Origin of the sequence: Demequina lignilytica (assembly GCF_030418305.1) — a bacterium.
GTDB classification, from domain to species: domain Bacteria; phylum Actinomycetota; class Actinomycetes; order Actinomycetales; family Demequinaceae; genus Demequina; species Demequina lignilytica.
On record NZ_JAUHPX010000001.1, the window covers coordinates 474,533 to 499,913 of the forward strand.

28 protein-coding genes and 1 tRNA gene are annotated in these 25,381 nt (G+C 72.6%); 14 read left to right on the forward strand and 15 right to left on the reverse strand.

From position 1 onward, the window contains the following. Positions 1-70 precede the first annotated feature (70 nt). Positions 71-415 (forward strand): ArsR/SmtB family transcription factor, encoded by a 345-nt coding sequence (locus QQX10_RS02140; protein WP_301120454.1) that lies wholly within the window; start codon positions 71-73, stop codon positions 413-415. 11 nt (positions 416-426) lie between these two features. Here QQX10_RS02140 and QQX10_RS02145 read toward each other — a convergent pair whose 3' ends face one another. From QQX10_RS02145 to QQX10_RS02175, 7 genes are all read right to left on the reverse strand, one after another. Beyond that, positions 427-1,653 (reverse strand): cation:proton antiporter, encoded by a 1,227-nt coding sequence (locus tag QQX10_RS02145; protein WP_301120452.1) that lies wholly within the window; start codon positions 1,651-1,653, stop codon positions 427-429. A 15-nt stretch (positions 1,654-1,668) separates the two neighbouring features. Then, positions 1,669-2,982, reverse strand: a complete 1,314-nt coding sequence (locus QQX10_RS02150) for a DUF1254 domain-containing protein (RefSeq protein WP_301120450.1) — start codon at positions 2,980-2,982, stop codon at positions 1,669-1,671. A gap of 91 nt (positions 2,983-3,073) precedes the next feature. After that, positions 3,074-3,150 (reverse strand) — tRNA-Val (locus QQX10_RS02155). A gap of 50 nt (positions 3,151-3,200) precedes the next feature. Then, positions 3,201-3,857: a hypothetical protein gene (locus QQX10_RS02160; protein ID WP_301120448.1), complete on the reverse strand. Its 657-nt coding sequence runs from the start codon at positions 3,855-3,857 to the stop codon at positions 3,201-3,203. Then, the gene (locus QQX10_RS02165; protein WP_301120446.1) at positions 3,854-4,474 is read right to left on the reverse strand and encodes a SatD family protein; all 621 of its coding nucleotides are present in this window, start codon (positions 4,472-4,474) and stop codon (positions 3,854-3,856) included. The genes QQX10_RS02160 and QQX10_RS02165 overlap by 4 nt, the downstream gene beginning before the upstream one ends. A gap of 56 nt (positions 4,475-4,530) precedes the next feature. Next, entirely contained in the window at positions 4,531-4,995 is a 465-nt protein-coding gene (locus tag QQX10_RS02170) for a redoxin domain-containing protein (RefSeq protein ID WP_301120444.1), read from the reverse strand. Continuing rightward, entirely contained in the window at positions 4,992-5,420 is a 429-nt protein-coding gene (locus QQX10_RS02175) for a DUF3052 domain-containing protein (protein WP_301120442.1), read from the reverse strand. The genes QQX10_RS02170 and QQX10_RS02175 overlap by 4 nt, the downstream gene beginning before the upstream one ends. Positions 5,421-5,585: 165 nt before the next feature. On the opposite strand from QQX10_RS02175, the gene aceE reads away from it, so the two are divergent. Then, positions 5,586-8,369 (forward strand): pyruvate dehydrogenase (acetyl-transferring), homodimeric type, encoded by a 2,784-nt coding sequence (aceE, locus tag QQX10_RS02180; RefSeq protein WP_436968545.1) that lies wholly within the window; start codon positions 5,586-5,588, stop codon positions 8,367-8,369. A 224-nt stretch (positions 8,370-8,593) separates the two neighbouring features. On the opposite strand, the gene QQX10_RS02185 is transcribed toward aceE, so the two are convergent. Continuing rightward, positions 8,594-9,838, reverse strand: a complete 1,245-nt coding sequence (locus QQX10_RS02185; protein ID WP_301120438.1) for a hypothetical protein — start codon at positions 9,836-9,838, stop codon at positions 8,594-8,596. Between the two features lie 202 nt (positions 9,839-10,040). Between QQX10_RS02185 and QQX10_RS02190 the strand changes: the two genes are divergently transcribed. The 5 genes from QQX10_RS02190 (at position 10,041) to fabF (ending at position 14,816) form a co-directional block, all read left to right on the forward strand. Next, complete coding sequence (locus QQX10_RS02190) at positions 10,041-11,210, forward strand: PucR family transcriptional regulator (protein ID WP_301120436.1); 1,170 nt, start codon at positions 10,041-10,043, stop codon at positions 11,208-11,210. An 80-nt stretch (positions 11,211-11,290) separates the two neighbouring features. Further along, positions 11,291-12,199, forward strand: coding sequence for an ACP S-malonyltransferase (locus QQX10_RS02195; protein WP_301120434.1), 909 nt, complete (start codon positions 11,291-11,293; stop codon positions 12,197-12,199). 2 nt (positions 12,200-12,201) lie between these two features. Then, positions 12,202-13,203 carry a beta-ketoacyl-ACP synthase III gene (locus tag QQX10_RS02200; protein WP_301120432.1) on the forward strand — a complete coding sequence of 334 codons (1,002 nt, stop codon included), beginning with the start codon at positions 12,202-12,204 and terminating at the stop codon, positions 13,201-13,203. A gap of 79 nt (positions 13,204-13,282) precedes the next feature. Next, complete coding sequence (locus QQX10_RS02205) at positions 13,283-13,531, forward strand: acyl carrier protein (RefSeq protein WP_301120430.1); 249 nt, start codon at positions 13,283-13,285, stop codon at positions 13,529-13,531. Positions 13,532-13,583: 52 nt separating this feature from the next. Beyond that, positions 13,584-14,816, forward strand: a complete 1,233-nt coding sequence (fabF, locus tag QQX10_RS02210) for a beta-ketoacyl-ACP synthase II (RefSeq protein WP_301120428.1) — start codon at positions 13,584-13,586, stop codon at positions 14,814-14,816. Positions 14,817-14,961: 145 nt separating this feature from the next. Here fabF and QQX10_RS02215 read toward each other — a convergent pair whose 3' ends face one another. From QQX10_RS02215 to QQX10_RS02225, 3 genes are read right to left on the reverse strand one after another with little or no spacing between them, the layout of a single operon-like run. Further along, positions 14,962-15,543, reverse strand: coding sequence for a TetR family transcriptional regulator (locus QQX10_RS02215; RefSeq protein ID WP_301120426.1), 582 nt, complete (start codon positions 15,541-15,543; stop codon positions 14,962-14,964). Positions 15,544-15,575: 32 nt separating this feature from the next. Next, entirely contained in the window at positions 15,576-15,938 is a 363-nt protein-coding gene (locus tag QQX10_RS02220) for a nuclear transport factor 2 family protein (protein ID WP_301120424.1), read from the reverse strand. A gap of 10 nt (positions 15,939-15,948) precedes the next feature. Continuing rightward, positions 15,949-16,446 (reverse strand): DUF3145 domain-containing protein, encoded by a 498-nt coding sequence (locus tag QQX10_RS02225; RefSeq protein WP_301120422.1) that lies wholly within the window; start codon positions 16,444-16,446, stop codon positions 15,949-15,951. Positions 16,447-16,578: 132 nt separating this feature from the next. On the opposite strand from QQX10_RS02225, the gene QQX10_RS02230 reads away from it, so the two are divergent. Beyond that, positions 16,579-17,202 carry an NAD(P)H-hydrate epimerase gene (locus tag QQX10_RS02230; RefSeq protein WP_301120420.1) on the forward strand — a complete coding sequence of 208 codons (624 nt, stop codon included), beginning with the start codon at positions 16,579-16,581 and terminating at the stop codon, positions 17,200-17,202. On the opposite strand, the gene def is transcribed toward QQX10_RS02230, so the two are convergent. Further along, positions 17,199-17,699 (reverse strand): peptide deformylase, encoded by a 501-nt coding sequence (gene def / locus QQX10_RS02235; protein WP_301120418.1) that lies wholly within the window; start codon positions 17,697-17,699, stop codon positions 17,199-17,201. The two genes, QQX10_RS02230 and def, sit on opposite strands and share 4 nt — an antisense overlap. Before the next feature lie 44 nt (positions 17,700-17,743). On the opposite strand from def, the gene QQX10_RS02240 reads away from it, so the two are divergent. Beyond that, on the forward strand, positions 17,744-18,301 hold the full coding sequence (locus tag QQX10_RS02240; RefSeq protein WP_301120416.1) for a GNAT family N-acetyltransferase: 558 nt from the start codon (positions 17,744-17,746) through the stop codon (positions 18,299-18,301). After that, a complete protein-coding gene (locus tag QQX10_RS02245; protein ID WP_301120414.1) occupies positions 18,298-19,158 on the forward strand; it encodes an NAD(P)H-hydrate dehydratase in 861 nt (286 codons plus the stop codon). Before QQX10_RS02240 ends, QQX10_RS02245 begins: the two co-directional genes overlap by 4 nt. A 39-nt stretch (positions 19,159-19,197) precedes the next feature. Here the strand turns inward: QQX10_RS02245 and QQX10_RS02250 are convergent, their stop codons facing one another. The 3 genes from QQX10_RS02250 to QQX10_RS02260 all read right to left on the reverse strand — a co-directional run bounded on the left by QQX10_RS02250 (position 19,198) and on the right by QQX10_RS02260 (position 20,734). Beyond that, entirely contained in the window at positions 19,198-19,698 is a 501-nt protein-coding gene (locus QQX10_RS02250) for a hypothetical protein (RefSeq protein WP_301120412.1), read from the reverse strand. A gap of 92 nt (positions 19,699-19,790) precedes the next feature. Then, complete coding sequence (locus QQX10_RS02255) at positions 19,791-20,360, reverse strand: hypothetical protein (protein WP_301120410.1); 570 nt, start codon at positions 20,358-20,360, stop codon at positions 19,791-19,793. A 74-nt stretch (positions 20,361-20,434) separates the two neighbouring features. Continuing rightward, positions 20,435-20,734, reverse strand: a complete 300-nt coding sequence (locus QQX10_RS02260; RefSeq protein WP_301120408.1) for a DUF1905 domain-containing protein — start codon at positions 20,732-20,734, stop codon at positions 20,435-20,437. A gap of 142 nt (positions 20,735-20,876) precedes the next feature. Here QQX10_RS02260 and QQX10_RS02265 point away from each other — a divergent pair, with 142 nt between their 5' ends. From QQX10_RS02265 to QQX10_RS02280, 4 genes are read left to right on the forward strand one after another with little or no spacing between them, the layout of a single operon-like run. Beyond that, positions 20,877-21,476, forward strand: coding sequence for a 2-oxoacid:acceptor oxidoreductase family protein (locus tag QQX10_RS02265; protein WP_301120406.1), 600 nt, complete (start codon positions 20,877-20,879; stop codon positions 21,474-21,476). Then, positions 21,469-22,698, forward strand: coding sequence for a hypothetical protein (locus QQX10_RS02270; protein ID WP_301120399.1), 1,230 nt, complete (start codon positions 21,469-21,471; stop codon positions 22,696-22,698). Before QQX10_RS02265 ends, QQX10_RS02270 begins: the two co-directional genes overlap by 8 nt. After that, positions 22,695-23,690, forward strand: coding sequence for a thiamine pyrophosphate-dependent enzyme (locus tag QQX10_RS02275; RefSeq protein ID WP_301120397.1), 996 nt, complete (start codon positions 22,695-22,697; stop codon positions 23,688-23,690). The genes QQX10_RS02270 and QQX10_RS02275 overlap by 4 nt, the downstream gene beginning before the upstream one ends. After that, on the forward strand, positions 23,687-25,330 hold the full coding sequence (locus tag QQX10_RS02280) for an NAD(P)-binding protein (protein WP_301120395.1): 1,644 nt from the start codon (positions 23,687-23,689) through the stop codon (positions 25,328-25,330). Before QQX10_RS02275 ends, QQX10_RS02280 begins: the two co-directional genes overlap by 4 nt. Positions 25,331-25,381: the final 51 nt, after the last annotated feature.

Consider the following 25,381-nt stretch of genomic DNA (forward strand, 5'->3'; position numbering starts at 1 on the left):
AGATGTTCGTCGATACGTCACACGCTACTCATGTATCGACATATGTCAATACGAGGCGTACGGTGGTCCCATGATCGAGCTCGACGTCGTCCCCACCGCCTGCTGCGCCGACGAGCGCCCGGACCTGATCGACGCGGGGCGCGCCGCCGACCTGGCCGAGGTCTTCAAGGCGCTCGCAGACCCCACGCGGGTGCGCCTGCTCGAGCACATCGCCCGCACCGAGGACGGCACCGCCTGCGCCTGCCACCTCCCCGACGCGCTCGGCATCAGCCAGCCGACCATGAGCCACCACATGCAGAAGCTGGTGAAGGCGGGGCTGGTCACGCGCGAGCAGCGAGGGCGCTGGGCGCACTACACCGTGTCACCCGACGCGATGGCAGGTGTTCGCGGCCTGCTCGACTCCGTGACCCGCTAGCCGACCCGCGCTCACACGCGCTCACCCACCCCGTCCCCCGCAGGCCGCGACCAGCGCGCGTACAGCCGCGTGAGCGGCGGAGCCGACAGGCCGTGCGCGAAGACGCTGATCAGCACGGTGAGGGCGAAGATGCCCGCGATGTCGTAGCGCCGTGGGTCCTCGCCCAGCGCGTCGGCCGCCAGCAGGCCGAAGACGATGGTCGCGACCCCGCGCGGACCGAACCACCCGATGAACAGGACGGTGGGCGTCCGCACCCCGGCGCCCACCAGAGCGAGGGCCACGGGCAGCAGCCTCAGCATGGTGAGCGCGAGCACCGCGATCAGCAGCCAGACCGGCTCGAAGCCTCGCGCAAGGACCAGGACGAGCATGCCGCCCGCCAGGAACCACAGGATCATGCCCATCACGTCGGCCGCGATCTCGAGAGCCTCGGACACCTCGGGCTCGCGCTCGACGCCGCGGCCCGCGGCTCCGAACGTCAGGCCCGCGACGAACGCGGCGAGGAACACGTTGCCGTGCGCCAGCTCGGCGAAGCCGAACGTGAGCAGCGGGAGCGCCAGCACACCCACGCTGCGCGCGCGGGCGTCGCTGAATCCCGCGCGGCGCGTCGACGCCATCGCGACGGCGGCGAGCAGCCCGATGCTCACCCCCACCGCCACTCCGGACGCGGCTCGCGGCATGTCGAGCGCGTGCGCCGGCGCCTCGCCGGCGGTCTGGTCGACCAGCACCCCGAGCGCGACCATCACGATCGGCGTCGCCAGGCCGTCGTTGAGGCCGCTCTCCACGTTGAGCGCGCGCCGGACCCGCTCGGGAACGGCGGGGTTGAGCACGGTGGGAGCCCCCAGGCTCGCGTCGGTCGCACTCACCGCCGCCCCGACCAGGAGCGCGCCCGCGCCGCCGAGCGCCGGGATCAGCAGCCACGTGAGCCCCGTCGCGAGCAGGACCGCGAGCGGGAAGCCGACGGCGAGGAGCCGCACCGCGATCCACGGGTCGTGACGCAGGGAGCTCAGGCGCACCGTGCTCGCGTCGTGGAAGAGGACCATCACCAACGTGATCTCGGCGAGAAGATGGATGGTCGTCGCCGAGATGCCGTCACCGACGGTGGCCGCGAGCGCCATGCCGGCGACGATGAACGCCATCGGCGCCGTGACACCGGCGCGCTCGAGCCGACGACCGACCAGCGCCCAGGTCACGATCAGCCCCGCGATGGTCGCGAGCGTCAGCCCCTCAGCGCCGTCCATCGCGTCGCGCTCGCGTCACGCGCGCCGGAGCAGCGGAGGCGACCACCGTCCATCGAGCACCTCGGGCCGCGGACCGTACAGGCGCAGGGTGAGGCCGAGCGGCCCCGCCGGGGCGGGAAGCCAGTTGCTGTCGCGCTCCGGACCCGGGCTCTCGCGGCCGATCCAGATGTCGAGCGAGCCGTCCGCGCCGTAGGTCAGCGGATCCCTGTCGCCGAGCGCGTAGCGCTCGAGGGCGTTCGGGACGGGGAACCCCGTTCCGTCGTACATGGTGACCGACCAGAACGCGTCCGCCGGCGGGAGCTCGGAGGAGTCGAAGTGCAGCACGTGGTCGACCTCGCCCACGGGTGGTGTCCCCGCCTCGTCGACCAGCAGCATCGGATAGACCGCGTCCTCGGCGAGGTTCGCGCCCAGGCCGATCATGGCGATCATGGCGCGGAACAGGTAGTCGGTTCCATACACGCCGATGCCGGAGCGGCGGATCGACCACCCGTTGGACGCCTGCGCCAGGCCCGTCACCGCCGCGGCCATGGCCGCGAGCCCGGCCTGCGGTGCGGCAGAGATCGCCTCGCGGGCCTCGGGCGACGCGGCACCGGCATCGAACGGGCGCCCCGGGACGATGCCGAGCGCGCGCAGGCGCGCGACCATCGGCTGATCGGTGAGGTGCGGCGGGTTGTCCGCGAGCAGGTCGGCTGCGATCCGGAAGAACTCCTCGCCGGTCATGGCGGCCACGTGATCCATCGGGGAGGTGCGCACGCCCGGGTCGTCGCCCGGAGCGACCCCGCCTGCGGTCGCACCGCGAAGCGGCCGGATCGCGAGGCCGTCCTGGATCGCATGCACGCGCGGGTAGTCCGCGATGCCGTCGGTGCGCGTGCGCCCGAGGACCCACACCCATGCGGTGGGAGCATCGATCCTGACCATCCCGTCCGGGACCTCGCCGGGCCACCCGGGTGGGACGATCGCGTAATCGGCCGGCGCGCCGCCGGTCGTGCGGCTCCCGATGACCGCGAAGACGTCCGACCACAGGTCGAGGAGCGGCAGCATGAAGTACCGCTCGATGGGCGCGGCGATCGACACCACCTGCGGGCCGTCACGGAGATCGAGCCACGCGGTCGAGTACAGGGTGTCGAAGTTCGGACGCACCACCTCCCTGAAGTCCCCGGGAGGGAACGCTCGCGCGTGCGCGAAGGTGTCGGGCGGCGCGAAGCCGTGCCGGATCCCGGCCGGCAGCGAGGTCGCCACCCGGCGGGTCACGTCCATGAGGACCAGCGGGTAGAAGTACTGGAAGCCTTCGACGGCGATCCTCGCCAGGTCGCGGTCCATGGCGCTCATGAGTGCCTCCGCTCGGCACGGCGGTCGTCGGCGACGGCCGTCCTCCCTCAATCCTGGCACGCCCCCCGCGAGCAGGCGGGACGGGGCTCCATGGTGGGCCCTACCGGACTCGAACCGATGACACCTGCGGTGTAAACGCAGTGCTCTGACCAACTGAGCTAAGGGCCCTGCGACGGGCCCGACCATTCTGCCAGGCGCGCGTGCGCCCGCTCGACCCGTCAGGGCATCAGCACCGCGATGAGCAGCGCGGCCGCGCCCGCGAGGGCCCAGCTCACCAGCGATCCGACCAGGAACTCCTCGGCCGTGGATCCCCTCCCCCGGTCACCCGAGATCTCAGGGAACCGACCGATGCCCTTGGCCGCCATCAGGCCGACGATCACGGCCTGGGCCCCCACCAGCGCGAGCCCGACGATCAGCCAGCGCTCGAGCGGACCGATGAACCTGCCCCCGCGGAGACGCGGCGCGTCCTCCGCACGCTCCGCCGGCGCGTCCTCGCCCGGGAGGACCCGCGCGCGGGCGATCACGTCGCGACACACATCGTTCGCGGTGTGCGTGAGGAGAACCGCGGAACCGAGCCCGGCGAGGATCGCGGCGGCGCGGCTCGGCTCGGGGTCGGCCAGCAGCAGCAGCCCCGCGATCACCACGAGCGAGCCGATCGCGGCGTCCGCACCCCAGCGCCACCGGAGCACGAGCCACGCGCCCGCACCGAGGCCCAGACCGGCGGCACCCCACCCGCCCACCGCGCCGGTGACGCCCGCCGCGGCCAACGCGATCACCAGCCACGCCATGACCGCGAAGAGGCGCGTGCGACCGCCGAGCCGCCAGCCGAGGGCCTCGGCGCCGGCCACCATCGCGACCAGCACCGCGGCGGTCATGCGACTCCCCCGGTGAGCCCGTCGAGCGCCTCGCGGAGCGCGACCGCTCCCGAGCGGTGCGCGGCCTGCGACACCGCGGCCTGACTGATCGACTCGCGCGAAGCGATCGCCGACTGGGTGTCACCCTCGAGCAGCGCCGCCGCGATCCGCCGCTCCCGCGCCTTCATGCGGTCGAGCACGTGGTCGCGGAGCAGGAGGACGGCGACGGTCATGGACACATCCTCCCCGTCACCACCGACACACCAGCTCCGGACGGACCCCTCGCCGGCGTCCTCGCGCCGGTGCGCCTCCTCGATCGCGTCGCGAGCGCGCCACCAGGCGCTGCCGTCGGAGATGTCGCCGTCGACATCGACCACCTCGCCGAGCCCGATGCCGGCACGCACCTCGACGCCGTCAGGCAGGACGAGCGCCGCCAGCGCGGTGACGCGGATGGCGTCCGCCGGCGTCGCGTAGACGGACTGGAACTCGTCGCCCACGGTCGCGCGCAACGGCCGGAGCACCTCCGCGGCAGCCTCCGCGCGCGCGAACGCGGCGAGCACCGCATCCTGTGCAGCGGCACGGTCGCGCAGCTCGCGAGAGCGCACGATGTCGACGATCACCGCTGCGACAGCGTCCATATCGGACACATTAGCACTTATACGGTAGAGATATAAGCGTTTACGCGCACCGGTGCTCAGTCGAGCAGGTCGATCACCGCGCGGCGGTAGTCCGCCAGGTCGCGTGCCTCGCCCTCCGGGTTGACGATCGCCCACCGGACCACGCCCGCGGCGTCGACCAGGAACGTGCCGCGCGTCGCGAGACCCTTCTGGGGGTTGAACACGCCGTACTGACGCGACACCTCGCCGTGCGGCCAGAAGTCGCTCAGGAGCTCCGCCTTGTACGAGTGCGTGTCCGCCCACGCCTTGAGGGTGTAGATCGAGTCGCAGCTCACGACGATGACCTTCAGGTCGTCGCGCGCGAGCAGGTCCTCGGCCCCCCGCAGGTCGATGAGCTCGTTGGTGCACGTGTCCGAGAACGCGAACGGCACGAACACGAGCATGTAAGCCGTGCCCGACAGCTGCGCCGAGGTGACGGTGCGCCCATGAGTGTTCGTCATCGCGAAGGTCGGCGCCGGAGCGCCGATGAGGGGATGGCTCACTTCGAGCGGCCCTTCTCGACCAGCGAGGTCGCCGTCCACGAGCCGCCGAGCACGAACGTCGAGGTGGCGTGCAGCCCCGACAGGGACGCCGCCTCCTGAACGTCGCGCGGGAAGACGTGCCCGCCGTTGCCCGCCTTGGGGGTGCAGACCCACACGGGGGCCGCATCGTCGAGCAGCGTCTGCGCGTCCATCAGCAGGTCCGTGAGATCGCCGTCGCCGTCGCGGAACCACACGAGCGCGCCGTCCACGACGTCCCCGTAGTCCTCGTCGGCCAGATCCTCGCCCGTCGCCGCCTCGACGCCGGCGCGGAAGGCCGCGTCAACATCGTCGTCGTAGCCGAACTCCTGGATGATCTGCCCGGACTTCAATCCGAGCCTCGCGACCGCCGCCTCCGTCGCGGCCTTCGCGTCCTCCTGTGTCGCCACGGTGGCGGGACCCCCTTCAGTCGATGACACGCATCTGCCGGCGTGCCTGCCGACCACAGTAGAGGTACCCCGCATCCGGGTGCAATCGGCGCGGGGTGCCACGCACGTTCCGCGCGCGTCGGCGCTGGCGTGACATTCCCCTCAGATGTGGGAAGAATGTGTCCGATGGCGGCATACCAGCCGCGGCTCCCCATTCATAGGCGCGCCACCGCGCGCCCGACAGGAAGGTCACTCGTGGCACATCACGGCGAGGTGGACAAGGATCCGAACGAGACCGCGGAGTGGATGGAGTCCCTTGATGGCCTCATCGCCGACCGCGGCGAGAGCCGGGCCGAGTACATCATCGACCAGCTGGTCGACCACGCGGCGAAGAAGCAGCTCAGCGTCCCGCTCAGCCTCAACACGCCGTACGTGAACACCATCCACGTCGACGACGAGCCCGAGTTCCCCGGCGACGAGGAGATCGAGCGCCGCTACCGCGGCTGGATCCGCTGGAACGCCGCCGTCATGGTGACGCGCGCGCAGGCGGCCGGCAAGGGCGTGGGCGGTCACATCTCGTCGTACGCCTCGGTGGCGACCCTGTACGAGGTGGGCCTGAACCACTTCTTCCGCGGCAAGGACCACCCCGGCGGCGGCGACCAGGTCTACTTCCAGGGTCACGCCGCGCCCGGCGTGTACGCGCGCGGGTTCGTCGAGGGTCGCTTCGGCGCCGACGACCTCGACTCGTTCCGCCAGGAGAAGTCGGGCCCCGGCCGCGGCCTCTCCTCGTACCCGCACCCCCGCCTCATGCCCGACGTGTGGGAGTTCCCCACGGTGTCCATGGGCCTGGGCCCGGCGTCGGCGATCTACCAGGCGTGGACCAACCGCTACCTGCACCTCCGCGGGCTCAAGGACACCTCGGAGCAGCACGTGTGGGCGTTCCTGGGCGACGGCGAGATGGATGAGCCCGAGAGCCGCGGCATGCTTCAGCTCGCGGCCCACCAGAACCTCGACAACCTCACCTTCGTGGTCAACTGCAACCTGCAGCGCCTCGACGGCCCCGTGCGCGGCAACGGCAAGATCATCCAGGAGCTCGAGGCCTTCTTCCGTGGCGCCGGCTGGAACGTCATCAAGGTCGTGTGGGGCCGCGGGTGGGACCCGCTCCTGCAGCGCGACGAGGACGGCGCCCTGGTCAACCTCATGAACACCGTGCCCGACGGCGACTTCCAGACCTTCCGCGCCGAGTCCGGCGCCTTCATCCGCGACCAGTTCTTCGGCGGCGACCCGCGTGCCAAGGAGCTCGTCAAGGACATGACGGACGACGAGATCTGGGCCCTCAAGCGCGGCGGCCACGACTACCGCAAGCTGTACGCCGCGTACGCGCGTGCGACGCAGGAGAAGAACGGCAAGCCCACGGTCATCCTCGCGAAGACCATCAAGGGCTACGGCCTCGGCTCGAACTTCGCGGCCCGCAACGCCACGCACCAGATGAAGAAGCTCGCCGCCGCCGACCTCAAGGTCCTGCGCGACACCTTCGACATCCCGTTCTCCGACGAGGAGCTCGAGGCGGACCCGTACAACCCGCCGTACTACCACCCCGGCTTCGAGGACCCCGCGGTCCAGTACATGCTCGAGCGCCGGCGCGCGCTGGGCGGCTTCGTGCCCGAGCGCCGGGGCGACCGGAACCAGATCGCGCTCCCGGACGACAAGGCCTACGAGCTGCTCGCGAAGGGCTCGGGCAAGCAGGAGGTCGCCACCACGATGGCGTTCGTCCGCCTGTTCAAGGACCTGGTCCGCGACAAGGAGTTCGGCCACCGCGTGGTGCCGATCATCCCCGACGAGGCCCGCACCTTCGGACTCGACTCGATCTTCCCGAGCGCGAAGATCTTCAACACGAACGGCCAGAACTACCTGCCGGTGGACCGCGAGCTGATGCTGTCCTACAAGGAGTCCGAGGCCGGTCAGATCATGCACACCGGCATCAACGAGGCCGGCTCCGCGGCCGCGTTCCAGTCGGTGGGCACGTCCTACGCGACGCAGGGCGAGCCGCTGGTGCCGTTCTACATCTTCTACTCGATGTTCGGGTTCCAGCGCACCGGCGACCAGTTCTGGGCGGCGGGCGACCAGCTGACCCGAGGCTTCATCATCGGCGCCACCGCCGGCCGCACCACCCTCACGGGCGAGGGCCTCCAGCACGCCGACGGTCACTCGCCGCTGATCGCGGGCACCAACACCGCGATCGTGCACTACGACCCGGCGTACGGCTACGAGATCCGCCACATCGTCAAGGACGGCCTGCAGCGCATGTACGGGCCCGACGACCAGCGCGACCCGAACGTCATGTACTACCTCACCGTGTACAACGAGCCGTACCAGCAGCCCGCCGAGCCGGAGAACGTGGACGTCGAGGGCATCCTCAAGGGCATCCACAAGGTCTCGGAGGCCCCCGAGGGCCACGGTCCCGAGGCGCAGATCCTCGCGTCCGGCGTGGCCGTGCCGTGGGCCTACGAGGCCCAGGAGATGCTGCTCCGCGACTACGGCGTGCGCGCCGCGATCTGGTCGGTGACCTCGTGGAGCGAGCTGCGCCGCGAGGCGCTGGCCTGCGAGGAGCAGGGCTTCCTGTTCCCCGAGCAGGGCCTCCGCACGCCGTACCTCACGCAGAAGCTGCAGGGCGCGGCGGGTCCGTTCATCGCGACCTCGGACTACGACCACCTGGTCGTCGACCAGATCCGCGCGTGGATCCCGGGCGACTACGCCACCCTCGGCGCGGACGGCTTCGGCTTCTCCGACACCCGAGCCGCGGCGCGACGCTTCTTCCACATCGACGGCGCCTCGACGGCGGTGCGTGTGCTCCAGCAGCTCGAGCGCCGCGGCGAGGTCCAGCCCGGCACCTACGCCGAGGCGATCCGCCGCTACGAGCTCCACGACGTCCGCAAGGGGACGTCGGGCAACGCGGGCGGCGACGCCTGAGCCGTCCGCTCTGACGTTCGACGGGGCCTGGTCCGATCATCGGACCGGGCCCCGTCGTCGTGTCCGGACGATGCGGTCGGCGTCGGTGCGAGCACGCGGACCGGGCAGCGTGGGGGGATGAGGTCGGCGACGCTCCCGTATTCATGCACGAAGGAGCGTGATCACCCCCGTCTCCTCGCGCATGAAATCGGGAGCGTCACGCACCTAGCCCACGGGCGCCAGGCTCAGCGGCGATCGGGGTCGTCGTCAGCGGCGGCGTCGGGCCCGGACTCCGCGTCGCCCTCGGGCTGGGGATCTGTGCCGTCCTCAGCCTCGTCATGAGCCTCGGCGTCGCTCGCCGGCTCCGGCTCGCCTTCGGCGTCCGCGTCGGACTCCGCCTCGGAACCTGCCAGATCCTCGGGCGGGTCCTGGACGGGCTCCGCGTCCTCCACCGGTGCGACGTCCTGGGCCTCGGCACCCGCGCCGGCGGCGGCCCCAGCCGCGGCGGGGGCAGGGGCGATGCTGGCGGGAGGCATGTCCTCCGGGCGCGCCTCCGGCGTGAAGGCCGGGGCGGGAGCCACCGGCTCGGCGGCGGCCTCGGGCGAGGTGGTGCCGCTGGGCTCGGCGTCGGCGGCGACGTGGCCCGCTCCAGCGCCCCCGGCGAGCGCGCCCCCGGCGGCGGTGGTCACCGTGCCGGTGTGGACACGCTCGCCCTCGAGCGCCGCGCGACGCGCCTTCACGAACGACGAGCGGACGGCAAGGGCCGCCCATGCGATCAGCAGGAGCAGCACGCCCAGCGCGATCCACAGTCCGACGAGCACGTTGGTCGCGAACAGGCCGGCCGGCTCGAGCCGCACCCATCCGTCCGCGGCGCAGGTCGCCTGCTCCCCCGAGACCTCGCCGTACACGTGATAGACGCCCGTCAGCTCGAGGCCCGTGCTGTCCTGGATGGTCGCAAGACCGTCCGCCACGTCGACCGTGCCGGTCACCTCCTGGGCCTCCCCCGAGGCTGGGTCGGAGCTCACGGTCCGCACGGGGATCGAGAAGCCGCCGACCGTGATCCCCGCCATCCGGGTGTCGACCGCGATCGGGGTCGAGGACGTCATGGCCCACTCGACCACGTCGTCCTCCGCGATCGAGAATGCGGTGAGCGCGCTCGTGTCGGACGGCGCCGCCGTCAGCCCGCCAGCGGTGACCTCGAGCGTGCAGCCGTCGCTCACGCGTCCCACGGACACGAGCTCCGGGATCCCCGTCAGCCCGACGCCCGCCAGGACGCCCGCGATCACCGCCGCCGTGACGAATCGGCCGCGCGCCGCCGAGATCTGCCGTGTGAGCAGGCCCGCGACGGCCAGCACCGCGACGGCCACCGTCAGGAACAGCACCGTCCGGCCCGGGTCGACCAGCGCGAGCTGCCACAGCAACCCGATCACCACCAGCCCCAGCAGCATTCCGAGCACGAGCCCCAACAGGGGGCGCGGACGTGGTGTCATCGGTTCCTCCTCGGCTGCAACAGTCCTGGTCCTCACGCTAACGTGAGCGCCCCGCGACCGCTCGCGATGACCGGCAGGCACGGCCCCTCGGCCGCGACTCTTGTGCGATCGTCCAAAAAGCAAGGAGCGGATACGGGCATCCCCCGCTCAAGGGCGACCTCGCGTTGTTCCTGATCCACAATCGACCGCTACGCTGACACCCATGGTGACGGCCGAGATGCGTGCAGAGACGCTGCGTCGACTCCGCGCTGGCACCGGCCGGCTCGCCACCGCCGCCCTCAAGTCGCTCGACGCCGAGTACCCGTGGTTCCGCGAGCTTCCCGCCCGCGAGCGATCGTGGGTCGGCGGAGTCGCGCAGGCCGGCATCAACTCGTTCGTCGCCTACTTCGCGGATCCGCAGGCGGGCCACCGCGGCACCTACGAGATGTTCTCCGCCGCGCCGCCGGAGCTCACCCGCTCGATCTCGCTGCAGCACACCGTCAGCATCGTGCGCACCTACGTCGCGATCGTCGAGTCCCACTCGGACGAGTTCGCCGCCCCCGGCGCGGAGGCGCTCCTGCGCGAGTCGATCCTGCGCTACTCGCGGGAGATCGCGTTCTCCGCGGCGGAGGTCTACGCCCGTGCGGCCGAGTCCCGCGGCGCGTGGGACGCGCGCCTCGAGGCGCTGGTGGTGGACGCGCTCGTGCGCGGCGAGGTCGACGACGACCTGCCGTCGCGCGCCGCAGCGCTCGGCTGGAAGACAGGGCCGACCGTGGTGGTCGTGGGCCGCACGGACGGCCCGCTCGGCGAGGTCCAGTCCGCGGAGCTGCGCCGATCCATCCGGCGCGCCGCCCCCGGCGCCCTGGTGGGGATCCATGGCGAGGACCTGGTGGTCATCGCCCGCTCCGACTCCCGCGGCGACGCGGTCACGGAATCGCTGCTGTCGAGCTTCGGCCCGGGGCCCGTCGTGGTCGGACCGCCGGCCGTCACGCTGGTCGAGGTCGCACGGTCGACCCGGGCGGCGATCAACGGCGCCGCCGCGGCACCGGCGTGGGCGCTCGCGCCGCGCCCGGTCGGCGCCGACGACCTGCTGCCCGAGCGGGTCCTGGTCGGGGATGCGGCCGCCGCCGACCGCCTGATCGCGGTCGCGTACGACCCGATCGCCGCCGCCGGCGGGTCGCTGCGGGAGACGGTCGCCACGTTCCTCGACTGCGGGCGGTCGCTCGAGCTCGCGAGCCGCACCATGTTCGTCCACGCGAACACCGTGCGCTACCGGCTCAAGAAGGTGGCGGAGCTCACCGGCTGGGACGTCCTGTCCACCCGCGACGCCCACGTCCTGGAGACGGCGTTCGCGCTCGGCCGGCTACGCGACGCGAACAGCCACCGCTTGTAGGTTTCACACAACAATCCGGGCCCGAATCGGTACCTGCGTGGCCCCCGACCCTCTGGATTTGTGAGGCAGGCTTAATCACCATGATCGCTGTTCTCTGTCCCGGACAGGGTGCGCAGGCACCCGGCATGCTGGCTCCGTGGCTCGAGCTCCCGAGCGTCGCGGCGCGCCTGGGCGAGCTCGCCGAGGCCTCCGGCGTCGACATCGTCCGCCACGGCACCTCCTCGGACGCCGACACCATCCGCGACACCGCCATCGCCCAGCCCCTCCTGGTCGCCACGGCGATCGCGACGGGCCGCGAGCTGCTCGGCGGCGCCATCCCCGCGCTGACCGCGGGCCACTCCGTCGGCGAGCTCGGCGCGGCCGCCCTCGCGGGAGCCCTCACCGACGCTGACGCGATGCGCCTGGTCACGGTCCGGGCGAACGCGATGGCCGAGGCCGCCGCATCGTCCGAGCCGACCTCCATGGCCGCCGTCCTCGGCGGCGTCGAGGAGGATGTCGCGGCCGCGCTCGCCGAGCACGGCCTCACCCCCGCCAACGTGAACGGCGGCGGTCAGGTGGTGGCCGCGGGATCCAAGGCGGCCATCGAGGCGCTCGTCGCCGCGCCCCCGGCGCGCGCCCGCGTCATCGAGCTCCAGGTGGCCGGCGCCTTCCACACCACCTACATGGCCCCCGCCGTCGCGGCTCTCGACGCGGCCGCCGGCGTCACCACCCCCGCGGACCCGGCGGCGATACTGCTGTCCAACGCGGACGGTGCCCAGGTCGCGGACGGCGCGGACGCCCTCGCCCGCATCGTCCGCCAGGTCGCCAACCCCGTGCGCTGGGACCTGTGCATGCGGACCATGCTGGAGCTCGGCGTCACCGGTATCGTCGAGGTGGCCCCGGGCGGCGTCCTCACCGGGCTCGCGAAGCGGGCCATGAAGGGCGTGCCCGCCGTGGCGCTGAAGACGCCCGACGACCTTGCCGCCGCCCGCGAGCTCCTGGAGGCCTGAGAGTGACCACCCTGAACGTCCGTCGCGGACCCGAGTTCACGCGCATCCTCGGCCTCGGCGTCGCCCGCGGCGAGAACGCGGTGCCGAACGACGACCTGATCGAGCCGATCAACTCCTCCGACGAGTGGATCCGCAAGATGACGGGCATCGTCACCCGCGTCCGCGCGAACGAGGACACCTCGGTGATCGACCTCTCGGAGGCCGCCGCGCGCGACGCGCTCGCGCAGGCCGGCATCGACGCGTCGGAGCTGGACGCGGTGATCCTGTCGACCATCTCCTACCCGCGCATCACCCCCGGCGGCGCGCCCGTGCTGGCGGACCGCATCGGCGCGACGCCGGCCGCGGCCTTCGACATCTCGGCGGCCTGCGCGGGCTACTGCTACGGCATCGGCCAGGCCGACGCGCTGGTGCGGTCCGGCGCGGCCCGCAACGTGCTCGTGGTGGGTGCGGAGAAGCTGAGCGACTTCGTCGACCCCGCCGACCGGTCGATCTCGTACCTGCTCGGCGACGCCGCGGGCGCCGTGGTCATCGGCGGCTCCGACACTCCCGGCATCGGCCCCACCATCTGGGGCTCGGACGGCGGCGCCTCCGAGCTGATCAAGCAGAACCACACCTGGCTCGAGATCCGCGAGGACCGCGACCTGCCGTTCCCCACCCTGCGCCAGGAGGGGCCGTCCGTCTTCAAGTGGGCGTCCTTCAAGATGGCGCCCGTCGCGCTCGAGGCGATCGAGGCCGCCGGCCTCACGCCCGAGGACATCGACGTGTTCATCCCCCACCAGGCCAACCTGCGGATCATCGACCAGATGGTCAAGCAGATCGGGCTGCCCGAGAGCGTCGTGGTCGCGAAGGACATCGTCGACTCCGGCAACACATCGGCCGCGTCCATCCCGCTCGCCACCGAGCGGGTCCTGCGCGACGGCGTCGCGAAGTCCGGCGACGTCGCCCTCCAGATCGGCTTCGGCGCCGGGCTGGTGTACGCCGCGCAGGTCGTGGTCCTGCCGTAGCCGCGGCACCCCCAGTAAGTTCATATCCGTTCGCAACGAACACGGCGCACCGTGCGCCGCCGACATGAAGGAGAAGCACATGGCACTGTCCAAGGACGAGGTCCTCGCCGGTCTTGCCGAGATCGTCTCCGAGGAGACCGACATCGACACCGCCGAGGTGACCCTCGACAAGTCGTTCACCGACGACCTCGACATCGACTCGCTGTCGATGATGACGATCGTCACCCTCGCCGAGGAGAAGTTCGACGTCCGCATCCCCGACGAGAAGGTCAAGGACCTGGTGACCGTCGACGACGCGGTGTCCTACATCACCGAGGCGCAGGCGTAAGCCTCCGCCTCCTGCGCGTCCCATCCCCCTCATCACCTTCGGAGATCCCCCCATGAACGTCGTCGTCACCGGACTCGGCACCACCTCGCCCCTCGGCGGGGACGTCGCCAGCACCTGGGAGGGTGCCCTCGCGGGCCGCTCGGGCGTGCGCACGCTCGAGAACGACTGGGAGGAGAAGTACGGGATCCCCGTCACCTTCGCCGGCCAGCTCGTGGTGCCGCCGTCGGAGGTGCTGTCCCGCCCCGAGACCAAGCGCATGGACCCGTCCGCCCAGATGGCGATCGTGGCCGCGCGCGAGGCCTGGGCCGACGCGGGATCGCCCGAGGTGGACCCCGAGCGCCTGGGGAGCATCGTCTCCTCCGGCATCGGCGGCGTGTGGACGCTCCTGACGGCCTGGGACACGGTGAAGGAGCGGGGCGCCTCGCGCGTCCTGCCCCTCACCGTGCCCATGCTGATGCCGAACTCGCCGACCGCGTACGTGTCGCTCGAGTTCAAGGCGCGCGCCGGCGCGCACGCCCCCGTCTCCGCGTGCGCCTCCGGCGCCGAGGCGATCGGCATGGGCTTCGAGATGATCCAGTCGGGACGCGCCGACATCGTCATCTGCGGCGGCACCGAGGCGGCGATCCACCCGCTGCCGATCTCCGCCTTCGCCTCGATGCAGGCGCTCTCCAAGCGCAACGACGACCCCGCGGGCGCGTCGCGCCCGTACGACGTCAGCCGCGACGGCTTCGTCATGGGCGAGGGCTCGGGCGTGGTGATCCTCGAGTCGGAGGAGCACGCCCAGGCGCGCGGCGCGAAGGTCTACGCCCGGCTGCTGGGCCTGGGCATGACGGCCGACGCGCACCACATCGCCGCGCCGGAGCCCAACGGCGCCGGCCAGACCCGCGCGATGGAGCTCGCCCTCGAGCGGGCCGGGCTCACCACCGCCGACATCTCGCACGTCAACGCGCACGCGACCTCGACGCCCGTGGGCGACATGATCGAGGCGCGCGGCATCCGGTCCCTGCTGGGCGCGCACGCGGACCAGGTGCTGCTGTCCGCGACCAAGTCGATGACCGGCCACCTGCTCGGCGGCGCCGGCGCGCTCGAGTCCGTCTTCACCATCAAGGCGCTCGAGACCCGCACCGCTCCCCCGACCATCAACGTCACCGAGCCCGACCCCGAGCTCCAGGTCGACCTGGTCCGCGACGCCCCGCGCGCGCTGCCCGAGGGTCAGACCGCGGCGATCAACAACTCGTTCGGCTTCGGCGGCCACAACGTGGCGCTGGTGTTCGGCACGGTCTGACGCCTCCCCCCGCAGCGTGCTCTGCACGGATCCGCGGGCGACACGCCGCGGACGTCGGGACGATGCGGGGCGCGCCTCAGCGTGTCGCCGCCCGATCCGTGCGGAGCATCGTGGGTCGGGGTGGCCCGGTCCGGTCCGGCGCTGGCTAGGCGAGACCGGCCTGCAGCCGCACCAGCGCCTGGTCGACGACGTCCGCGAGCGGCTCCTCCGACTTCTTCGCCCACCACACGGACGCGGCGAGCATCCCGGCGAGCACGGCGTAGGCCGTGGTCCACGGCTCGAGGGGCATGCCCTCGCCCTCGTGTCCTCGCGCGAAGTGCTGCGCGAGGGTGTCGCGCACGTCGCTCATCGCCGCGATGCCCGCGGAGAACACCTCGGGCGAGTCGCCGATGATGCGCAGGCGGATGCGCGCGTTCTCCTCGGCCCCCTCGGGGATCGCGAGCCCCTCCCGCATGACGTCACGCAGCCCGGCGATGCCCGGCGCGGGCGGCGACTGCTCCATCCGCCGGGAGATCCGCTCGTAGGTGGCGAAGAAGTCGCGCCACACCAGATCGTTCTTGGTGGCGAAGTGGCGGAAGAGCGTGCGCCGCGAGATCCCGGACGCGGCCGCGATGTCGTCCATGGTGACCGCGTCGAAGCCGCGCTCCGCGAACAGGCCGACGGCGATCAGCGCGATCGCATCCGGATCGGCGATCTGCGGTCGCCCGGGGCGGCGGTGCTCGGTCACGACTCCACCCTAGCGCGCAACGTCGTGCCTGGTCAGGTGGGCGTCGGCGTGGCCTGGTGAAAGCGGATGCGCCAGGCGTCGGTCAGCACCCAGAGCGACGACCGCAGCGCCGCGCCGCGCACCCCATGGTCCGGGGTCGAACGGTAGGTCACCTGCGCGACACCCGGCACCACCTCGACGGCCGCGAAGTCCTCGAGAGGCAGCCGCACGTCGATGTCCATCGGGTCCAGGTCGAGCGTCTCCGCCCGGGTCCACCGACGTCCGGAGTACCCGATCTCGACGAACAGGGGATCGAGGATCCGCTCCATGAATGCGTAGTCGAACCGGGTCTCCGCGCGCCACATCGCCTCCTCCAGCGCGTGGAGGGTGAGCGTCTGGTCGCCGGTCAGCGCCATGGTGGGGCCATCACCCGACCCGGTGGAGCCACCTCACGGGGGCGCCGTGCCCGGCGTAGCGGAACGGCTCCAGCTCGTCATCCCACGCGGTGCCCAGCGCCAGGTCCATCGCGCGCTTGAAGTCCGCCATCGACCCGCCGACCTCCAGGGTCGCCCGGATCCGGTCCTCCGGCACCACGATGTTGCCGTGCACGTCGGTGACGGCGTGGAAGATGCCGAGCGACGGGGTGTGCGACCAGCGTCCGCCGTCACATCCGAACGACGGCTCCTCGGTGACCTCGTAGCGCACGTGCTCCCACCCGCGCAGCGCCGACGCGAGGCGCGCGCCGGTGCCCTGCTGGCCCTGCCACGACAGCTCGGCGCGGAGCAGGCCGGAGCCGGCGGGCTGGTCGGTCCACTCGAGCGAGGCGCGCGAACCCAGCACTCCCTGCGCGGCCCATTCGATGTGCGGGCACATCGCTCGAGTGGCCGAGTGCACGAAAAGGACACCGCGGGTGATTGCTGCCATGAGCCTTTTCCTTCCTGTGAGGTGCGTCTTCCCCTACGACCTCGAAGGAATCGAGCTGCGGCCACCGTGGTGTACGTGACCTATCGTGCCTCACGATCGCCGGTTTCGCCAGCACCGTGGCACAGTGGCGCCATGGCCACCACGAACGCCGTGATGACGGTCGCCCAGATCCGGGCGGCCGAGGAGCGGACGATGCACGCGGTGGCGGAGGACGCGCTCATGGACCGGGCCGCGGCGGCGGTGGCCGCCGAGGTCCGCCTGCTGGTGGCCGGATCGGACGGGCCCCGCGTCGCGGTGCTCGCCGGCTCGGGCAACAACGGCGGCGACGCGCTGCTCGCCGGAGCCCTGCTCGCCCGCGAGGGGGCGGAGGTGACGGCGGTCGCGCTCGGGTCCTCGGTCCACCTCCGCGGCCGGACGTTGCTGGAGGCCGCGGGTGGGCGCATCCTCCCGCCGGGGATCGAGGCGGACGCCGCCGTCGCGGACGCCGACGCCGTCGTCGACGGCATCGTCGGGATCGGATCCCGGCCCGGCCTTCGGGACGATGCGGCGGCCCTGGTGGCGCGCATCGTCGCCCCGGTCGTGGCGGTCGACCTGCCCAGCGGGCTCGACGCCGACTCTGCGGCCGCCGACCTCGCCCACGTCCGTGCGGACGTGACCGTCACGTTCACGGCGCCCAAGCGCTGCCTGGTCGACGTTCCCGCGCGGGCGGCGGCGGGACGCGTGGTGCTCGCCGACGTCGGGATCGAGCTCGGCTAGCCCTTCGCCTCGAGCGACTCGCGCAGCTCGCGCATCGCCTTCTTGCGCACGTCACGCTTGAGGCGGTCCAGGTAGAGCTTGCCGTCGAGGTGGTCGACCTCGTGCTGGATCAGGCGGGCCCAGATCTCCTCGCCCTCGATCTCGACCTTCTCGCCGTCGAGGTCGGTGCCCACGGCTCGCGCGTAGAAGGTGCGCTCGCACGGGTACCAGAGCCCGGGCACCGACAGGCAGCCCTCCTCGCCGAGCTCCTGGAGCTCGGTGGCCACCTCGACGATCTCGGGGTTGAGGATGTAGCCGATCTCACCGTCGATGTTCCACGAGAACGCGCGCAGCGAGACGCCGATCTGGTTGGCGGCGAGGCCGGCGCGACCCTCGTGGTCCACGGTCTCGACCAGGTCCTCCACCAGCTGACGCACGCGGTCGTCGATCTGGGCGATGGGTTCGCACGGGGTGCGGAGGACGGGGTCGCCGATCACTCGGATGTCACGCATTGCCATGCCGGTATTGTTCCATGCCCCCACAGGGGGCGTATCGTCGGAATATGACGCTCGAGACCGCGAGACTCCTGCTACGTCCGTTCGTCGCCGACGACGCCGACGACGTCCACCTGTACGCATCGGACCCCGCCGTGTGCCAGTTCACCGACTGGGGGCCCAACACACGGGAGCAGACGGAGCACTGGGTGGAGGGCGCCGCCGCGGCCGGCCTTCCCGCGCATTGGGCGGTCACGCTGAAGGACGATGCGCTGGGCTCGCGCGGCACGGTGAGGGCAGGCAGCGTCGTGGGCGGCATCGGCGTCTACGGCGAGGACCGGGCACCGATCCACGAGACGCCCGAGGTCCGCGAGCTGGGCTGGGTGATCCGCCGTGACCTGTGGGGCCGCGGCCTGGCGACGGAGGCGGTCCGCGCCGTGATCGACGCCCTGATCGCCGACCTCGAGATCCGCGAGGTGCACGCCCGCTGCCGACCGGAGCACCGCGCCTCGGCCAAGGTCATGGCGCACCTGGGACTCGAGCACGTGCGCCGCATCGAGCGCGACCTCGAGCGCGACGGCCGGTGGATGGACTCCGACCTCTACGCGCTGATCATCGAGCGATGACCGCGGCGCGTCGCTGGGAACGTGCCGACGTCGCCGCGTCCTGGCCCGTGCCCGGCGCCGCCGACGACAAGTACTCGCGCGGCGTCCTCGGGGTGATCGCCGGGTCCGAGGCGTACCCCGGCGCGGCTGCGCTGGTCGTGTCGGGCGCCGTCCGCGCGGGCATCGGGATGGTCCGCTACGTCGGCCCCCCGCGCGTGCAGGACCTGGTGCTGCGGCACCGTCCCGAGGTGGTGGTCCACCATCCGTCCGACGTGGCCGAGAGGCTCCCCCGCGCGGCGGCATGGATCCTCGGGCCGGGCGTGACGGACTCGCCGGAGCAGGAGGCGGCGATCGGCGCCGCGATCGCCGAGGGCTCCCCGCTCGTGGTGGACGCGGGCGCCCTGACGCACGTGGCGCGGGCGCGCGCCGCGGGCGCGAGGGCGATCGGCGCGGACCGCGTGCTCCTCACGCCGCACGCGGGCGAGCTGGTGCGCACGCTCGACTCGCTCCGTCATGACGTCACCCCCGCGGACGTCGAGCGCGACCGGGTCGGCCACGCGCGGCTCCTCGCCGAGGCCGCCCGCGCGACGGTGCTGCTCAAGGGCGCGGTGACCATGATCGCCTTGCCCGGCGGAGGCGTGATCGAGCTGCCCGAGGCGCCGGCGTGGCTGGCGACGGCGGGCGCGGGCGACGTGCTCGCCGGCATCGCCGGCGCGCTCCTGGCCCAGGGGGTCGCGGCGCCCGAGGCGGGCGCCTGCGCGGCCTGGGTCCACGCGCGCGCCGCGGAGCTGGCGTCCGGCGGGGGTCCGATCGCGGCGCTCGACGTCGCGGACGCGGTTCCCGCGGCCGTCGCGGACGCTCTCGACGGCCGCAGGTAGCCCGCCACGTTCGCGTCGGCGGCTCGCGAACCCCTGGACTCAGGAGCCGCGACGCGTGGCGATCCTGCGTGCCACCGCGGCGGCCATCGCCGCTCCCAGCGCCGCCGGGCCGATCACCCCGACAAGCACCGACAGCAGCGTCGCGACGATCTCTCCGTCGCCGAGCAGCGACATGACGACCATCGTGATCGCGAACGGCGTCGCGAGCGCCGACGCTGCCGCGGATTGCAGCAGGACGTGCCGGGACGGCTCGAGACCGGCGGCACGGTCGGCGTACCGTTGTCCGAAGACGACGGCGGCGAGCGGGACCACGCTGACGAGCGCGACCAAGGCGACGAGTCCGTCGACCATGGCGAGTATCAGGGCGCTCGTATCCGCCATCGAGTCGCCCGAGAGCGCCGCGTACAGCAACGCGCCGAGCGGGACCAGAACCAGGGTGGCGAGCAGATAGGAGAGCATGCCGACCGGCAGCGCCAGGCTCCTGAGGTCGTCAGGAGAGACACGTCGGACGGTTCGGCTCCCGTGCGCGAGGGTGTCCATGATGCACCTCCTCAGCGGCGGCGCGGGACGGCTGCGCCGTCACCTCCATCGTCCCACCACAGCGGCTGTCGGGCGCGTTCGCGACGGCCCGCCTACCGCCCGATGCCGAACATGACGACGGCCGTCCACCCCAGGACCACCACGTACCCGAGCACCCCCACCCAGACGGCCGTGCGGCGCGCGAACGGCGACTCGAGGATGCCGGGCAGCACGGCTCGCGTGAGGCCCGCCGTCAGGCCGCACGGGACGCCGACGGCGATCGCGGCGTAGAGCCCGCCCACCACGTGGAGCGGCTGCCCCATCGCGATGAACACCACGGGTACGACGGCCAGCAGCGCTCCCATGATCGCGAACGCCCGGCCGGCGGCCATGGGCGCGAGCCCGCGGGTGCGGGAGAACAGGACACGTCCGGCCGTGTGGGAGACGAGCACGATCCCCAGCAGCGCGATCGCGACGTTGGTGAACGCCACCCCGATGAACACCCACGAGTGCTCCTCACCCTGCGCATCGGGGGCGAGCGCGCTCACCACGGGTCCGCCCACGTAGGACAGGATCAGCGCGGACGCGCCGTAGACCGGGATGCCGATCGCGGTCGCGAGCCAGGCCGCGCTGGTCGCGCCGACGCTCGCCACGGGGTCGGGCGGGGACTGGAGCTCGGACACGGTGGCCTCCTCGGGTCGCCGTCTGCGGCGTTCTCGGCACCAGTGTGCCAGCGACCTCGATGCTGCGACAGGGGTCAGGACACCGGCGTCACGGTCACCGTGACGCGGTCACCGTTCGCGATCGCCTCCGCGCGCAGGATCGCCTGCTTGACCGGGAGCACGAAGGTCTTCCGCTCCTTCGACGGGAAGATGCTGGTGCGCCACCGCGATCCGCCGAGCGCCACGTCCACCTTGACCGCGCCGAATCCTCGGCGCGGCCCCTGCTGGGCGTCCTCGATCTCGTCGGCGACGTCGAAGGGCAGGTCCACGAAGGTCCACGCCGCGGACTGCGCCTCCCACCGGTAGAGGGTCGCCTCGAAGGTGTGCTCGGCCATGTCGCGAACCTAGCAGCGGGATGGGACCTCCGTCCCGGGCGGGACACCCCTCCGGGCATAGCGTGGAGGGAGCGGGCGTCACCGACGACGTCTCCGCGCGACCCACGCGCGAGCCGCCGGCGACGCCCCTGGAGGCGGGCGCATGACCCAGATTCGCATCCACGGACGCGGCGGTCAGGGCGTGGTCACCGCCGCGGAGATGCTCGCCCGGGCGGGCTTCCTGGCGGGCCACGAGGTGCAGGCGATCCCGAGCTTCGGCTCCGAGCGGACCGGGGCGCCGGTGGTCGCGTACTGCCGGTTCGCCGACGTGCCGCTGCGCACGCGCGAGCCGGTGCTGGAGCCGGACGTCGTGCTGGTCCAGGACCCCACGCTGCTGGGTCCGGCGCAGCCGTTCGCCGGGGTGCGCCCCGGCGGTCTCGTGATCGTCAACACCACCGAGGACGCGCCCTGGGTGCGCGAGCACGCGGGCGACGGCGAGGTCGACGCGACCGTGGTGACGGTGCCCGCCACCCGGATCAGCCTCGACACGGTGGGGCTGCCCAAGCCGTCCGCTGCGATGCTCGGCGCGTACGCCGGGCGCGCGGACCACGTCACCCTCGCCGCCGTCCAGCAGGTGTTCCGCGACCGCTTCCCCGGCCGGGTCGGGGAGGCCAACGCGACGGCCGCCGCCGTCGCCTACGCCCACGTGCGCGGCGAGCCCGACCCGCGCATCGTCCCGTCCGCGGAGGTGTCCCATGCGTGAGGTGCTCGAGGGTTCTCAGGCCGTGGCGCGCACCGTCGCGCGGTGCCGTCCGGGCGTGGTGTGCGCGTACCCGATCTCCCCGCAGACCCACATCGTCGAGGCGCTGTCCGTGATGGCGCGCACGGGCGAGCTGCGCGACTGCGAGTACGTCAACGTCGAGTCGGAGTTCTCCGCGATGTCCGTCTCGATCGGCGCGTCCGCCGCAGGGTCGCGGGCCTACACCGCGACCGCCTCGCAGGGCCTCCTCTACATGGCGGAGGCCGTGTACAACGCCGCCGGGATGGGGCTGCCGATCGTCATGACGGTCGCGAACCGCGCGGTGGGCGCGCCCATCAACATCTGGAACGACCACTCCGACGCGATGGCGATGCGCGACTCCGGCTGGCTGCAGCTGTACGCCGCGGACAACCAGGAGGCCGCCGACCTCCACGTGATCGCGTTCGCGGCCGCCGAGGAGCTCGGCATCCCCGCCATGGTGTGCATGGACGGGTTCGTGCTCACCCACGCCACGGACGTCCTGGAGCTCGCGACGCAGGAGCAGATCGACGGCTTCCTGCCGCCCTACTCCCCCACCCAGGTGCTCGACATCGACCGGCCGACCACGATCGGCACCATGGCGGGCCCGGAGTCGTTCACGGAGACGAAGTACCTGCAGCACCTGCGGTTCCTCGACGCCGCCGACGTGGTCGAGGCCTGGTCGGACCGGTTCACCGAGGCGTTCGGTCGTGAGGCCGGAGGGCTCGCGGTCCGCTACGACCCCGACACGCTGGACCGCGACCGGTCGGCTCCCCCGGCGGGCGCCGAGGACCTGGTCGTGGTGGCCATGGGGTCGGTGATCGGCACCCTGCAGGAGGCGATCGCGCCGATGCGCGCCGAGGGCCTGCCGGTCCGCCTGGTCGGGATCTCCGCGTACCGGCCGTTCCCGCGGGAGGCGCTCAAGGCGGCGCTGGGCGAGTCGCGGCACATCGTGGTGATCGACCGGGCCCTGGAGCTGGGCTCGGGCGGCGTGCTCACGGGATGCGTCGGCCGCGCCCTCGCCGGCACGGGCTCCCGCATCCACTCCGTGGTCGCGGGGCTCGGCGGTCGCCCGATCCTCGAGGGCTCCCTGCGCGACGTCATCGCCCGGGCGCTGGCGGGCGAGCAGCGCGGGCTCGAGTTCCTCGACCTCAAGACGGGCGGCGTCCCCGTGCCGCCCGTGGGCGCGACGGAGGTGGCGCGATGAGCACGGTCCACATCCCGTTCCTGCAGACCGGCACCCTCGCCGTGGGCGGGAGGCTGCTGGACGATGCGGAGCGCTCGGTCCAGTCGCAGGCCGACCGACCGTCCTCGCTCACCCGGGGTCACCGTGCGTGTCAGGGCTGCGCCGAGGCGCTCGCCGCGCGCTGGGTCATGGACACGGCGGTCGAGGCGGCCGACGGCAGGCTGGTGGTCGCGAACGCGACTGGCTGCCTCGAGGTGTTCTCGACGCTCTATCCCGAGAGCGCCTGGAAGCCGCCGTGGATCCACTCGCTCTTCGCCAACGCCGCCGCCGTGGCGACCGGGATCGCGTCCTCCCTGCACGCGCAGGGCCGCGACGACGTGCGTGTCCTGGCCCAGGGCGGCGACGGCGGCACCGTCGACATCGGGCTCGCTGCCGTGTCCGGCATGTTCGAGCGCAACGACGACGTGCTGTACGTCTGCTACGACAACCAGGGCTACATGAACACGGGCGTGCAACGCTCGTCGGCCACCCCGCCCTCGGCTCGCACCGCGACCACGCCGGCCGTGGGCCGCCAGCCGGGCGCGCCCCAGGGCACCGGCAAGTCGATGGTGAAGATCGCGATGGCCCACGAGATCCCCTACGTCGCGAGCGCCACGGTGGCGGACCTCCGCGATCTTGAGGCCAAGGTCCGCACCGCGATGTCGATCCACGGCGCGCGGTACCTGCACGTGCTGGTGCCGTGCCCGCTGGGCTGGGGATCGAGCTCCTCGGAGTCGATCTCCCTGTCGCGGGCCGCCGTGCAGTCCGGGATCTTCCCCGTGGTCGAGGCGCGCGCGGGCGAGCTCACCGACGTCCAGCGCATCCGCGAGCGCATGGACGTCGAGGCGTACCTGCGGCCGCAGGCGCGCTTCGCGCACCTGTTCAAGCCCGGCGGCGAGGACGCCCTGAACCGCTGGCGCGCGCTCGCCGAGGCGAACATCCGTCGCTACGACCTGCTGGGAGGACGACCATGAGCGGCCACGACGCCCCTCCGACCCTGGGGCTGAGCACGGGTCCGGCGACCTCGCTGAGCTATCACACGGGCACGTGGCGCACCGAGCGGCCGGTCTACGTCGACCTCGCTCCCCCGTGCTCGCTGGCGTGCCCCTCGGGCGAGGACATCCGCTCCTGGCTGGGCTCCACCCAGGAGGGCGAGGCGGGCTTCGAGACCGCGTGGCGGCGCATCGTCGCCGCGAACCCGCTGCCCGCCGTCATGGGTCGCATCTGCTACCACCCCTGCCAGGCGGCCTGCAACCGCGGCGAGGTCGACGAGGAGGTCGGCATCAACGCGGTCGAGCGCTTCCTGGGCGACACCGCGCTCGAGCGGGGGTGGGCGCTGCCGGTGCCCACCGCATCGTCCGGACGCCGCGTCCTGGTGGTCGGATCCGGACCCGCGGGGCTGTCCGCGGCGTACCACCTGCGGCAGCGCGGGCACGACGTCACGGTCCGGGAGGCGGCCGCCGAGCCGGGCGGAATGATGCGCTACGGCATCCCCGCGTACCGGCTGCCGCGAACGGTGCTCGCCGCGGAGATCCGCCGCATCGAGGCGACCGGCGTCCGGATCGAGTGCGGCGTGCGGGTGGACAGCCTGGACGATGCGCAGGCCGAGTTCGACGCGGTGGTCCTGACCGTGGGGGCCGGGGTCGCGCACCACGTGGACATCCCCGCGGGCGCGGCGGCGAAGATCGTCGACGCGATCGACGTGCTCCGCGACGTGGCGTCGGGCAACGCTCCGCTGCTGGGTCGCCGGGTCGCGGTGTACGGCGGCGGCAACACCGCGATGGACGCGGCGCGCACCGCCCGGCGCCTCGGGGCGTCCGACGCGGTCGTGGTCTACCGGCGCACGCGCGAGCAGATGCCCGCGCATCCGACGGAGCTCGAGGACGCGGTCGGCGAGGGCGTCCGGGTGCAGTGGCTGTCGACCATCTCGGAGGTGTCGGGGCCGACCGTCACCATCGAGCGGATGGAGCTCGACGAGTCCGGCCGCCCGGTCGGAACCGGGGTGTTCGAGGAGCTCGACGCGGACACCGTGATGCTGGCGGTGGGCCAGGAGGCGGACCTGTCGCTGCTGTCCGGCGTGGACGACGTCGACGTGCGCGACGGCGTGATCGCCGTGGACCCCGGCACCCTGATGACCGGGCGCGACGGGGTGTTCGCGGCGGGCGACGCCTCGCCGGGATCCCGGACCGCGACGTTCGCGATCGGGCGGGGGGCGCGGGCCGCGGCCGCGGTCGACGCGTGGCTGGCCTCGCGCGTGCTGCCGGCCGAGCCGGTGGTCCGCGAGGCGGAGGCGTCCCGGCTCAACGCCTGGTACTACTCCGACGCCCCGAAGCAGCACCGGGCGGAGCTCGAGGCGGCCCGGCGCGTCACCGGTTTCGAGGAGGTGCTGGCGGGACTCGACGCGGAGCACGCGGTGTTCGAGGCGCGGCGATGCATGTCCTGCGGGTCGTGCTTCGAGTGCGACAACTGCTTCGGGATGTGCCCGGACGACGCGATCCGGAAGCTCGGCCCCGGGATGAGGTACGAGATCGACTACGACTACTGCAAGGGCTGCGGGATCTGCGCGGCGGAGTGTCCGTGCGGAGCGATCGACATGATCCCCGAGGAGCGGTAGCGCGATGCGTCCCGGGAGGAGATGAGGGTACGGAATCGGCTGATTCGTACT

What these genes read in the sequence shown, in the direction of transcription:
- QQX10_RS02140 (WP_301120454.1), top strand. Translation starts at nt 71, where the DNA reads ATGATCGAGCTCGACGTCGTCCCCACCGCCTGCTGCGCCGACGAGCGC.
- QQX10_RS02145 (WP_301120452.1), bottom strand. Translation starts at nt 1,653, where the DNA reads ATGGACGGCGCTGAGGGGCTGACGCTCGCGACCATCGCGGGGCTGATC.
- QQX10_RS02150 (WP_301120450.1), bottom strand. Translation starts at nt 2,982, where the DNA reads ATGAGCGCCATGGACCGCGACCTGGCGAGGATCGCCGTCGAAGGCTTC.
- QQX10_RS02160 (WP_301120448.1), bottom strand. Translation starts at nt 3,857, where the DNA reads ATGACCGCCGCGGTGCTGGTCGCGATGGTGGCCGGCGCCGAGGCCCTC.
- QQX10_RS02165 (WP_301120446.1), bottom strand. Translation starts at nt 4,474, where the DNA reads ATGGACGCTGTCGCAGCGGTGATCGTCGACATCGTGCGCTCTCGCGAG.
- aceE (WP_436968545.1), top strand. Translation starts at nt 5,586, where the DNA reads ATGGCGGCATACCAGCCGCGGCTCCCCATTCATAGGCGCGCCACCGCG.
- QQX10_RS02185 (WP_301120438.1), bottom strand. Translation starts at nt 9,838, where the DNA reads ATGACACCACGTCCGCGCCCCCTGTTGGGGCTCGTGCTCGGAATGCTG.
- QQX10_RS02190 (WP_301120436.1), top strand. Translation starts at nt 10,041, where the DNA reads ATGGTGACGGCCGAGATGCGTGCAGAGACGCTGCGTCGACTCCGCGCT.
- QQX10_RS02195 (WP_301120434.1), top strand. Translation starts at nt 11,291, where the DNA reads ATGATCGCTGTTCTCTGTCCCGGACAGGGTGCGCAGGCACCCGGCATG.
- QQX10_RS02205 (WP_301120430.1), top strand. Translation starts at nt 13,283, where the DNA reads ATGGCACTGTCCAAGGACGAGGTCCTCGCCGGTCTTGCCGAGATCGTC.
- fabF (WP_301120428.1), top strand. Translation starts at nt 13,584, where the DNA reads ATGAACGTCGTCGTCACCGGACTCGGCACCACCTCGCCCCTCGGCGGG.
- QQX10_RS02220 (WP_301120424.1), bottom strand. Translation starts at nt 15,938, where the DNA reads ATGGCGCTGACCGGCGACCAGACGCTCACCCTCCACGCGCTGGAGGAG.
- QQX10_RS02225 (WP_301120422.1), bottom strand. Translation starts at nt 16,446, where the DNA reads ATGGCAGCAATCACCCGCGGTGTCCTTTTCGTGCACTCGGCCACTCGA.
- QQX10_RS02230 (WP_301120420.1), top strand. Translation starts at nt 16,579, where the DNA reads ATGGCCACCACGAACGCCGTGATGACGGTCGCCCAGATCCGGGCGGCC.
- def (WP_301120418.1), bottom strand. Translation starts at nt 17,699, where the DNA reads ATGGCAATGCGTGACATCCGAGTGATCGGCGACCCCGTCCTCCGCACC.
- QQX10_RS02240 (WP_301120416.1), top strand. Translation starts at nt 17,744, where the DNA reads ATGACGCTCGAGACCGCGAGACTCCTGCTACGTCCGTTCGTCGCCGAC.
- QQX10_RS02245 (WP_301120414.1), top strand. Translation starts at nt 18,298, where the DNA reads ATGACCGCGGCGCGTCGCTGGGAACGTGCCGACGTCGCCGCGTCCTGG.
- QQX10_RS02250 (WP_301120412.1), bottom strand. Translation starts at nt 19,698, where the DNA reads ATGGACACCCTCGCGCACGGGAGCCGAACCGTCCGACGTGTCTCTCCT.
- QQX10_RS02260 (WP_301120408.1), bottom strand. Translation starts at nt 20,734, where the DNA reads ATGGCCGAGCACACCTTCGAGGCGACCCTCTACCGGTGGGAGGCGCAG.
- QQX10_RS02265 (WP_301120406.1), top strand. Translation starts at nt 20,877, where the DNA reads ATGACCCAGATTCGCATCCACGGACGCGGCGGTCAGGGCGTGGTCACC.
- QQX10_RS02270 (WP_301120399.1), top strand. Translation starts at nt 21,469, where the DNA reads ATGCGTGAGGTGCTCGAGGGTTCTCAGGCCGTGGCGCGCACCGTCGCG.
- QQX10_RS02275 (WP_301120397.1), top strand. Translation starts at nt 22,695, where the DNA reads ATGAGCACGGTCCACATCCCGTTCCTGCAGACCGGCACCCTCGCCGTG.
- QQX10_RS02280 (WP_301120395.1), top strand. Translation starts at nt 23,687, where the DNA reads ATGAGCGGCCACGACGCCCCTCCGACCCTGGGGCTGAGCACGGGTCCG.